We start from the raw sequence: 10,317 nt of genomic DNA, 5'->3' as shown, positions 1-10,317 counted from the left end.
AGCAGCACCTGATTGCCCAGCCGTTCGGACAGCTGGCGAGCGCCTTGCAGCGGCGTTTCGATGGCAACGTCGTAGACGCGGGAGGTGAGGATTTTCTTGACGTACTGTTCAAGCATCGGGGTGGCATCACTGACGAAGCGGGCAAGGTCGGGAAGTCTACTCTGCACACCGAAAGACGACCATACGAATGACAGGGCTTTGCGGCGCAGTCGCCGCTATAATGCGGGCCTTTTTGCATCCCCCTCTTCTACCTACATCAGGCACCGTGGAGCCCGCATGACCCAGGATCAACTCAAACAGGCAGTCGCCCAGGCAGCTGTCGACTTCATCCTTCCGAAGCTCGATGACAAAAGCATTGTGGGCGTCGGCACCGGCTCCACGGCCAATTGCTTCATCGACGCACTGGCAAAGCACAAGGCCGCCTTTGACGGCGCCGTCGCCAGCTCGCAAGCCACTGCGGCGCGCCTGAAGGCGCATGGCATTCCGGTCTATGAGCTGAACACGGTCAGCGACCTGGAGTTCTATGTCGACGGAGCCGACGAAAGCGACGAGCACCTGAACCTGATCAAGGGCGGCGGCGCGGCACTGACTCGCGAGAAAATCGTCGCGGCCGTGGCCAAGACCTTCATCTGCATCGCCGACGGCAGCAAGCTGGTGCCGGTACTGGGCGCGTTCCCGCTGCCGGTCGAAGTCATTCCGATGGCCCGCAGCCACGTTGCGCGACAACTGGTGAAACTGGGCGGCGACCCGGTTTATCGCGAAGGTGTTCTAACCGACAACGGCAATATCATCATTGATGTGCACAACATGAGCATCACCAATCCGGTGGAGCTGGAAGCACAGATCAACGCCATCGTCGGCGTGGTCACCAATGGCCTGTTCGCCGCCCGTCCGGCCGACCTGTTGCTGCTGGGCACCACCGAAGGCGTGAAAACCCTGACGCGCTGATAAAACCGGTCGTGCCCACGCAAGGTGGGCATGACCCTCACAGGCTCAAGGCTTGCGGAACACGTAAAACAGGTTCGGCTCGCTCACCAGATACAACGCCCCCTCTGCATCCATAGCCATCCCTTCAGCCTGCGGCACGTCCTTGCTCAGCCCCATCGCCCCTTTTGCCAGCGAGCCGCTGCCAATCGGATGACCGCTGGTGTCGAGTTCAAGAATGCGCTTCGACTCATCGGACAACGCCAGCAAATGGCCGCTGGTTTCATCGAATTGCAGGCTGGAGAGGTCACGAACCGACAGTCGGCCGTCGCGCTTGCTGTTGGAGATGACCTGCAGATTGCCGGGAGCCTCGGAGTTGGTCCTGGGAAAGCCGCGCACTTCGATGATCTGCACCGGATCACGCTCGCGGGCGACAAACAGGCGCTTGCCGACCGAATCATAGGCCAGCCCTTCATAGCCCTTGTTGCCACTGGCGGTGATGCCCAGCGTCAATTGTTCTGCCTGGGCAGCGTCCAGACTTTTGGTGTTGTCATCGACGTGAATCTGAATCAGCCGGAGCCGGCGCTCATCGCTGATCACATAAGTGCCCGGGCTGATGTATTCGACAGCCTCGGCATCACCGAACCCGACCAGCGGAATGCGCCGCAGCACACGACCTTCCAGGCTCAGCTCGACCAGTTCGGGGTTCTGGTTGGTCACCGTAAACAGGCTCTTGCGGTCCGGGTCGTAGCTCAGGCCCGAGACATCATCCTGCAGCCCGTCGATCACCTGTGCTTCGGTGACGACGCGGTACTGATCCAGGCCAATGGACTGAAGCGAGTCAGACTGCCAGAACACCTGCCAGTCGAACAGGGCACTTTCAACATAGCGGTATCGCTGATTGGCGATCACGAACACAACGATCAGGGGTACAAGGGCCAGAAGCAGGACTAAAGAGCGAGTAGAGCGACGCATGAAGGGTGACTCGGACAGATTGAGCGGACGGGATTGATACCATGCCATCCTGAAAGCAAGCTTAATGGCATGGTGCTATATTTTTGCCGAATGTGTATCGGCGACCTGTGTAGTTGCCGTCCTGGCTCAGTGCTTGTGAAGCGCCCGGTGAAACGAATAGAACAGGTTCGGTTCGCTGACCATGTACAGCGTACCGGCCTCATCAAGGGCCACGCCTTCTGCGCGCGGAATTGTGTCCTTCAAACCGTTCATGCCGCCCAGCAGGGTCATGAAGCTTACCTGCTCGCCTTGCTCGTCGACTTCCAGCAACAAGTGCGAATCGGCAGACAGCGCGAGCATGTGGCCGGTGCGCGGGTCGATGCTCAATGACGACAGATTGCGCATGTCCAGCGAGCGACTCGACAGCGGTTGCTTGTCGCCTTTCAGCACGTCACTGCCATCACTTTTCCAGGTGTACAGCGCGGGAGGTCGCTCCTCGCCCAGTATCAGCTGCTGACGCTGTGGGTCCCAGGCGATACCTTCGAAGCCCTTGTTCTGGTTGGCAGACTTGCCCAGTTCGTACTGGGGGAAATCCGCGATGTTCAGGGTGGTGGTGTCGGCGTTCACTTTAACGATGGTCAGCTTGTGCTGGCGCTCGTCAGTGATCGCAATCAGGCCATCGTTCATGACGGCAACACCTTCCGGATTGCTCCAGCCCACCAGCGGGATCTTGCGCAGTACATCGCCCGTGAGCGTCAGCTCCACCAGAAACGCATTTTTGCCCATGACCGCAAACAGCGTTTTGGTGACCGGGTTATAGGACAGGTCGGACGCCTCGTCCTTTTCCATGCCCGGCAGCACCTTTGCGTCGATATCCACATGGTAGTCCGGCAGCCAGATACTGGCGTGACGACCTGCCTTGCTCTCGAACCGCTCCTGAAACCAGAGCAGCGCGCGATCATCCCAATGCATGATGAAGGCCAGCCCATAGCCCAGCAAGGCAACCACTAACAACCACGAATACCAGCGCATGTTGCGTAAGTAAGCGAAGCGTTTTTTGTTACGAGGCGGCGTTGCGGCAGTACTGGCCATTCATGTGTTCCTGAGCAAATGAGACTTCATGACGACGTGGTGCCCTTGCAGGGACGGCCGGATTATCCGGAACAGGTGTGAAAAAAACGCAAAATCGGCTGAACTATCAGTCACTCCACAAACAAAAGCCACCCGGGAGTGATCCCGCGTGGCTTTGGGTGCAGCTTGAAGATGCTGTCGGATTACCTGACGACGCTCTCGAACGGCGTCTGCCCGACCAGTTCCAGCGCGACCTGGTCGCCGGCTTCGAACGGCCCGACACCGGCAGGCGTGCCGGTCATGATCAGGTCGCCGGCCTGCAGCGAGAAGTTGGCTGCCATGTGCTGGATCATCGGCACGATCGGGTTGAGCATCATGTTGCTGTTGCCGTCTTGAACCACCTTGCCATTGAGGGTCAGGCGGATACCGATGTCCTCCAGGTCAGGGAAGGTCTCGGCGGGCACGAACGGCGGAATCACCGCAGCGCCGTCGAAACACTTGGCCAGCTCCCACGGCAGGCCTTTCTCACGCAGACGCGACTGGACATCACGCAACGTCAGGTCCAGACCGGGCGCAAAGCCGCTGATCGCGTCCAGCACTTCTTCGCGCGAAGGGTTCTTGCTCAGGGGCTTGCCGATCAACACCACGATCTCGGCTTCGTAATGCACCGAACCGCGGTCTGCCGGGATAGTGAAGCCACCCTCCAGCGCAACCACCGCGCTGCCGGGTTTCATGAACAGCAGCGGCTCGGTAGGCACCGCGTTGCCCAGTTCCTTGGCGTGTTCGGCGTAGTTACGCCCGATGCAGACCACTTTACCCAGCGGGAAGTGAATGTTGGTGCCATCGACATATTTGTGCTGGTAGCTCATGACGTCTCCTGAGGCTGTAAGAGGCAGCCTGCTTATTGTTGCGACGGATCAAATGGTTGCGACGGATCAAACGGCGAAGATTTTGCCGGGATTCATGATCCCGTTGGGATCGAACACCGCTTTCAACGCCTTCATGTATTCGATTTCGACCGGCGAGCGACTGTACGTTAAATAGTCACGTTTGGTCATCCCGACGCCATGCTCGGCCGAAATCGAGCCGTTGTACTTTTCGACGGTCTCGAATACCCACTTGTTGACCCGGGCACATTTGACGAAGAACTCGTCCTTGTCGAGGCCCTCGGGCTTGAGGATGTTCAGGTGCAGGTTGCCGTCGCCAATGTGGCCGTACCAGAGCACTTCGAAGTCTGGGTAGTGTTCGGCAACGATCGCGTCGATTTCAGCCAGAAACTCTGGCACTTTCGAGACAGTGACCGAGATATCGTTTTTGTAAGGTGTGAAGTGCGAGATGGTTTCGGAGATGTACTCGCGTAGCTTCCACAGGTTGCGTAATTGCTGTTCGCTCTGGCTCATCACGCCGTCCAGCACCCAACCCTGCTCGACGCAGTGCTCGAAGGTCGCCAGGGCCTGATCGGCCAGGTCGTCGGTGGTCGCTTCGAACTCCAGCAACACATAGAACGGGCATGGCGTGTCGAAAGGCGACGGCACATCACCGCGCGCCATGACCCGGGCGAAGGATTTGTCCGAGAAGAATTCGAAGGCGGTCAGGTCGAGCTTGCCGTGAAAGGCATGCAGCACCGGCATGATCGATTTGAAGTCCGAGGTGCCCAGCACCATCGCTGTGAGGTTCTTCGGCGCACGGTCGAGGCGCATGGTCGCTTCGACGACAAAGCCCAGCGTACCTTCGGCACCGATGAACAACTGGCGCAAATCGTAGCCGGTGGCGTTCTTGATCAGGTCCTTGTTCAGCTCCAGCAGGTCGCCCTTGCCGGTGACCACCTTGAGGCCCGCGACCCAATTGCGCGTCATGCCGTAGCGAATGACCTTGATACCGCCCGCATTGGTGCCGATATTGCCGCCGATCTGGCTGGAGCCCGAAGAAGCGAAGTCGACCGGATAATAAAGGCCGCTCTCTTCAGCCAGCGCCTGTAATTGCCGGGTGATCACGCCAGGCTGACAGACCGCCGTGCGGTCGGTGAGATTCAGATCCAGCACCTGGTTCATGTAATCGAACGAGACAACCACTTCACCGTTGGCCGCCACCGCGGCCGCCGAAAGCCCGGTGCGTCCACCCGAAGGCACCAGCGCCACGAGCCGCTCATTGGCCCAGCGTACGATGGCTTGCACCTGTTCGGTGGTCTTGGGGAATACGATGGCCAGTGGCGCAGGGGTGAACTGCTTGGTCCAGTCCTTGCCGTAAGTTTCCAGAGAACCGGCATCGGTGAGTACCTTGCCGGGGTCAACCAGGGTCTGCAGCTCATCAATCAAAACGCGATCGGTCATTGAATCAACTCTCGAACGATTCATGGGCATCCTGAGAACGGTTCACGTTCGGGATGAGGTTTCGCGGGGCTCATATGCTAGCATACGCCCCCCGCGAGTCGTGCCCAGAGCCGATCCGGCCACCCCCTGCCAATTTTCTTCGGGACACAGGTTTACGCAGATGAGCAAGACTTCCCTCGACAAGAGCAAGATCAAGTTCCTTCTTCTCGAAGGCGTCCACCAATCCGCTGTCGACGTCCTCAAGGCAGCCGGTTACACCAGCATCGAGTACCACACCAAGTCTCTGCCGGAAGCCGAACTGAAAGAAAAGATCGCCGACGCCCATTTCATCGGTATCCGCTCCCGTACTCAGTTGACCGAAGAGCTGTTCGATTGCGCCAAGAAACTGGTTGCGGTCGGCTGCTTCTGCATCGGTACCAACCAGGTTGACCTGAACGCGGCGCGCGAGCGCGGTATCGCAGTATTCAATGCGCCCTACTCCAATACCCGTTCGGTCGCCGAACTGGTATTGGCCGAAGCCATCCTGCTGCTGCGCGGTATCCCCGAGAAGAACGCTTCCTGCCACCGTGGCGGCTGGATCAAGAGCGCGGCCAACTCTTTCGAGATCCGTGGCAAGAAGCTGGGCATCATCGGTTACGGCTCGATCGGTACGCAGCTGTCGGTGCTGGCTGAAGGTCTGGGCATGCAGGTGTACTTCTACGACACGCTGACCAAACTGCCGCTGGGCAACGCCACTCAGGTGTCGAGCCTGAACGAGCTGCTGGGCATGTCCGATATCGTCACCCTGCACGTTCCGGAAACCTCGGAAACCCAGTGGATGATCGGCGAAAAAGAAATCCGCGCGATGAAGAAGGGCAGCATCCTGATCAACGCCGCGCGTGGCACGGTGGTCGAGCTGGACGCACTGGCTGACGCCATAAAGGACAAGCACCTGATCGGCGCCGCCATCGACGTGTTCCCGGTCGAGCCGCGCTCGAACGACGACATCTTCGAAAGCCCGCTGCGCGGTCTGGACAACGTGATCCTGACGCCGCACATCGGTGGTTCCACAGCCGAAGCGCAGGCCAACATCGGTCTCGAGGTGGCGGAAAAGCTGGTCAAGTACAGCGACAACGGTACGTCGGTATCCTCGGTCAACTTCCCGGAAGTGGCCCTGCCTGCGCACCCTGGCAAGCACCGCCTGCTGCACATCCACGAAAACATCCCGGGCGTGCTCAGCGAGATCAACAAGGTCTTCGCCGAAAACGGTATCAATATCTCCGGTCAGTTCCTGCAGACCAACGAGAAAGTCGGCTACGTGGTCATCGACGTCGACGCCGAATACTCCGACCTCGCCCAGGCCAAGCTGCAACAGATCAAAGGCACCATCCGCAGCCGCGTTTTGTTCTGATCCGAGCGCCGTGCCCACCCCGTGTGGGCACGATCAGTGTTCTTCCGGGCACCTATCGTTCCTCACGCTCCAGCGTGGGAATGCAGTTCACGACGCTCCGCGTCGCAAGAGGACGCAGAGCGTCCAGAAAGGCATGCGACGCAGAGCGTCGCACGATAGTTGCGATAATCGCTCCTCACGCTCCAGCGTGGGAATGCCGTTCGTGACGCTCTGCGTCACACAAGCACTGACAGTCCTACTTCACATTGATGGTGATCTTCTTCGACTCGACCGAAGGGTTCAGCGGCATGTGGCCTTTGTCGCCCATCAGCAATTGCAGGGTGTGCTGGCCCGGCGGCAGGTTGATTTCGGTTTCGGTCTGGCCCTTGCCGAAGTGGCGGATGTTGTCGCTGACCGGCAGGGGTGCATTCATCGCCGGCTGGTCCTTCACGTCGATCAGCAGGTGATGGTGACCGGTCTCGGGCACATCGACACCCGCAGGCGCGACGCCCATGCCCTTGAGGCCGAATTGCACCTTGAACGGTGAGGTGACCGTTTCACCGTCCTTGGGCGAGATGATGTACACCTCGGCGCCTTCAGGGGCTGCGGTGCGGGGTATATCGGCGGCGCTGGCCAGCATGGATGCGCTGAGCAACAGTCCGGCGACCATCGTTCCAGAAAATAAGGATTTCATGATTGCTCCGGCTGCAGTTGACGTAAGTCGACCCTCACACGACGAATCCGTCGGTTCAGGAGTGCTCACGATAGACCGCAGTCAGGCCCAATGGCTCATCGCATTGATGAAACTGTTTTCATGAACGCAGCCGCAGGTCACTGGAACAGCTCGTTGCCCCGGCGTCTGAACCACCCCGTCAGTGACAGACGATCACGACTGGCGGGCATGACTTCATGGGGAATTTCGCCGGACAGAAAGACCACCAGACAGCCGCCCGTAGGCTGAACGTCGTAAGCCACCTCGTCCTTGAGGTACATGCGCAACTGACCGCCGTGCTCGGGCAGCCAGGCGTTGTTGAGGTAGAGCACCGCCGACACCATGCGCCTGTCGTCATCGCGGAATCGGTCCACATGCCTGAGGTAGCGGGCACCCGGCGGATACAGCGCAAAATGGCTTTCGTAATCTTCCAGGCCGAGGAAAAGGCCGCGATTGAGCGCCTGACGCAAACTGTCCATCAGCTCAAGATAGTGGTCGCAGCACTGCACCTGCCCCGGCTCGAGCCACTGAATGCGGTCGCCACGAATACCCTCGCGTATTTCCAGCGCAGTTCCCTTGCCAATCGCGGCAGGCTCAAGCTCGCCTTCGGCTGCACGTTTGCGGCACTCTTGCTCAAGTTCCAGAGTCAGAGCTTCGGGCAGGAAAATATTCTGCTGCGACCAGCCGTTGGCGGCCAGATCGTCGACGATTCGTAACAGCAGTGGGTGGTCAGAGGGTATGCGCATGGCGTGCATAGTATCCATAAGCCCTGAAATCGGACAGAGGCTTATACATGCGGTATCAAACGCATGAGATTTCATTCACCGAAGGCACTCATAACTCGACAAATCCACGCTAACACCGGGAGAATAGCGGCCTGCCGACAGGAGTCCCCAATGCGTCGTTTGTTTGTTTTGCTGTTGATGTTCTGCACCTCACCTGCCTGGGCAGACAGCTACGATCAGTTGTACAAGTCTGCAGGCTGGCCGGAACAGCGCGCGCATTTCAACGATGCCCTCAAGGCTGCCCAACAGCGTTACAGCAACAACCTGCCGCCTGCGGTTTATCAAGCGCTGGTCAACAACAGCAATCAGCGTTTCGCCCCCCAGGCCATGGACCAGCGCGCGTCGAAGCGCCTGCGTGAAAGCCTCAAGGACCCTGCCCCGTCGCTGCAGTTTTTCCAGTCACCGCTGGGCCGCAAGATCGTCAATGCCGAGCTGACCGCCACCCGCGCCGATCAGTTGGCCAAACATGCCCAGGGGCTGCCGCATATCGAAGCGGACGCGACCCGTCAGTTGTTGATCGGCCATCTGGCCCAGGCACTGCCTGCCAGAGAGGCCGGCGCGGAAGTCAGTCTTGCCATCGCAGGCGTTGCCGCCGACAGCCTGAGCCAGATGATCCCCGGCCTGCTGGGCGGAGGACAGGCGCAGGGCATGCTCGAAGGCCAGCGCGAGCGCCTGATGGCGCAGATGAGTGCTGACCTGAACAACACGCTGCTATACGTCTATCGCGACCTGTCGGACCCTGAGCTCGAAGAATTCTCGACCTTCGCCGAGTCGCCGGAAGGCAAAGCCTATTACCAGGCCGCTCTTGCCGCGATTCGTGCCGGTCTGGCGGTCGGACAGAGTGCGTCGAGCCTGAATCCCGGACAGTAAAAACCGTTCAGGCCTTCAAGCGCCCGAGGCCAAAGGAATGGACACCAGCGTATGAAAGACTCATTGGCTTTGCTCGCCACCGGTATCGTAATGGCCTTTTTCTCCTGGCTGTTCTGGAGTTCTCTGGGGCAGGACGCCTTTGCCGTGTTTGGGGCGCTGATGCTCGTCGTACTGGCCCTTGAAAACTATCGCCTGCGCCGACAGGTCAAGGCGCTGCAGGCCGGCAAGGCTGAAAAAGTCTAACGAAGTCGCCCTTTCAGAAAATCAAAATACCGAGCCCGCAGCTCTGGCGTTTCGTTGGCCAGATGATGCCGGGCATGCCCGAGCATCAGAATCTGCGGTTGGCTGAATTTGTCTTTCAGAATCGCCAGATTGTGCGACCAGTCGACCGTCATGTCCGCCTCACCCTGAATGATCAGCGGGCTGCGCAGGCTGCGCGGCGCGCTTTCAACACGCACGATCCATTGCGCCAGCGCGCCGACCCAGGCCGTGGGCAGTCGCAGCGGCTGTAACGGATCGGCCATCAGAAAAGGCAGGAACGCGGGTGCATTGGAGTTTTCGGTGAAACGGCGGGCAATGCCCTTCACGAACGGTTTGAGCAGGTGATAACTCAGACGCGACCAGCCCCACGCACGCGGCCTGACCAGCGGTGCCAGCAGGATCACCTCACCCTGCGCGGGCGAGTCTGCCCCCTGATGAAGCAGGTGATCCGTTACGATGGCACCGCCCATGCTTTGTCCGCACAGGTGCCAGGGATGTGGCAGCCCAAGACCTTCAGCTTCGAGCAGCAGGCGTTGCAACACCAACTGGTACTCGGCGAAGTCATTGATACAGGCGCGACTGCCGCTCGACAGCCCATGCCCCGGCAGGTCGCAGGCGATCACGGCAAAGCCTTGCTCCAGAGCCCACTCGATCACATGCCGGTACAGGCCCATGTGGTCATAGAAGCCGTGAAACAGAAACAGCGTGGCGACCGGATTGTCAGGCAGCCAGACCTGCCCGACCACCTCATAGCCCGCCACATCGAGGCGCCCCAGCCAGCTGCGTATGACGTTTTCGCCACACAGTCCGGCAAGACCGTAGAAGCGCTGATAGGCCAGTCCCTCCATGGAAAGCGGATCAATAACGCTCAGCGGCAGCAGGCTGGCACGCAGGTTATCGGGGTCGAACGTGACGGACATGTGGTTTCCAGATTTCAACAAATGACTCGTAAAGTTGTGTAACGATATTCTTCTGTCTGCCCCGGCATGGCAAGCTAAGCGGCTGTAATCGCAGACATCTGTCATTGAACGTGCACATTGC

General features: G+C 59.4%; 12 protein-coding genes. 4 read left to right on the top strand and 8 right to left on the bottom strand.

Annotated elements, in window-relative coordinates; genetic code table 11:
* Positions 1-167 (bottom strand): hypothetical protein (locus tag BLR16_RS29020; RefSeq protein WP_170846050.1); only part of this gene is annotated, 167 nt, incomplete at its 3' end.
* Positions 168-276: 109 nt separating this feature from the next.
* Between BLR16_RS29020 and rpiA the strand changes: the two genes are divergently transcribed.
* Positions 277-948: a ribose-5-phosphate isomerase RpiA gene (gene rpiA / locus BLR16_RS26410; RefSeq protein WP_003343875.1), complete on the top strand. Its 672-nt coding sequence runs from the start codon at positions 277-279 to the stop codon at positions 946-948.
* A gap of 45 nt (positions 949-993) precedes the next feature.
* Here rpiA and BLR16_RS26405 read toward each other — a convergent pair whose 3' ends face one another.
* The 4 genes from BLR16_RS26405 to BLR16_RS26390 all read right to left on the bottom strand — a co-directional run bounded on the left by BLR16_RS26405 (position 994) and on the right by BLR16_RS26390 (position 5,279).
* Positions 994-1,899 (bottom strand): SdiA-regulated domain-containing protein, encoded by a 906-nt coding sequence (locus BLR16_RS26405; RefSeq protein WP_161437917.1) that lies wholly within the window; start codon positions 1,897-1,899, stop codon positions 994-996.
* A gap of 126 nt (positions 1,900-2,025) precedes the next feature.
* Entirely contained in the window at positions 2,026-2,970 is a 945-nt protein-coding gene (locus tag BLR16_RS26400) for an SdiA-regulated domain-containing protein (protein WP_003372142.1), read from the bottom strand.
* 182 nt (positions 2,971-3,152) lie between these two features.
* Positions 3,153-3,818 carry a fumarylacetoacetate hydrolase family protein gene (locus tag BLR16_RS26395; RefSeq protein WP_054081341.1) on the bottom strand — a complete coding sequence of 222 codons (666 nt, stop codon included), beginning with the start codon at positions 3,816-3,818 and terminating at the stop codon, positions 3,153-3,155.
* A 66-nt stretch (positions 3,819-3,884) separates the two neighbouring features.
* On the bottom strand, positions 3,885-5,279 hold the full coding sequence (locus BLR16_RS26390) for an FAD-binding oxidoreductase (RefSeq protein ID WP_074807141.1): 1,395 nt from the start codon (positions 5,277-5,279) through the stop codon (positions 3,885-3,887).
* A 160-nt stretch (positions 5,280-5,439) separates the two neighbouring features.
* Between BLR16_RS26390 and serA the strand changes: the two genes are divergently transcribed.
* The gene (gene serA, locus BLR16_RS26385; protein ID WP_002555754.1) at positions 5,440-6,669 is read left to right on the top strand and encodes a phosphoglycerate dehydrogenase; all 1,230 of its coding nucleotides are present in this window, start codon (positions 5,440-5,442) and stop codon (positions 6,667-6,669) included.
* Positions 6,670-6,904: 235 nt separating this feature from the next.
* Here the strand turns inward: serA and BLR16_RS26380 are convergent, their stop codons facing one another.
* Both BLR16_RS26380 and BLR16_RS26375 read right to left on the bottom strand, forming a co-directional pair.
* Entirely contained in the window at positions 6,905-7,342 is a 438-nt protein-coding gene (locus BLR16_RS26380; RefSeq protein ID WP_011269266.1) for a DUF4399 domain-containing protein, read from the bottom strand.
* Between the two features lie 137 nt (positions 7,343-7,479).
* Positions 7,480-8,115, bottom strand: a complete 636-nt coding sequence (locus BLR16_RS26375) for a 2OG-Fe(II) oxygenase (protein WP_003372149.1) — start codon at positions 8,113-8,115, stop codon at positions 7,480-7,482.
* 141 nt (positions 8,116-8,256) lie between these two features.
* On the opposite strand from BLR16_RS26375, the gene BLR16_RS26370 reads away from it, so the two are divergent.
* Together BLR16_RS26370 and BLR16_RS26365 are read left to right on the top strand one after the other, a co-directional pair.
* Positions 8,257-9,015: a DUF2059 domain-containing protein gene (locus tag BLR16_RS26370; protein ID WP_003372151.1), complete on the top strand. Its 759-nt coding sequence runs from the start codon at positions 8,257-8,259 to the stop codon at positions 9,013-9,015.
* Positions 9,016-9,066: 51 nt separating this feature from the next.
* Positions 9,067-9,258: a hypothetical protein gene (locus tag BLR16_RS26365; RefSeq protein ID WP_003372153.1), complete on the top strand. Its 192-nt coding sequence runs from the start codon at positions 9,067-9,069 to the stop codon at positions 9,256-9,258.
* On the opposite strand, the gene BLR16_RS26360 is transcribed toward BLR16_RS26365, so the two are convergent.
* Complete coding sequence (locus BLR16_RS26360; RefSeq protein WP_003372156.1) at positions 9,255-10,196, bottom strand: phospholipase BipL; 942 nt, start codon at positions 10,194-10,196, stop codon at positions 9,255-9,257. The genes BLR16_RS26365 and BLR16_RS26360 overlap by 4 nt on opposite strands.
* Between the last annotated feature and the right edge of the window lie 121 nt (positions 10,197-10,317).

It is taken from the genome of Pseudomonas sp. BS3767 (assembly GCF_900099665.1).
In the GTDB taxonomy this organism is placed as follows: Bacteria; Pseudomonadota; Gammaproteobacteria; order Pseudomonadales; family Pseudomonadaceae; genus Aquipseudomonas; species Aquipseudomonas cerasi.
The sequence above is the reverse complement of the archived record's forward strand: the minus strand, read 5'-3'. Positions and strand labels throughout refer to the sequence as shown.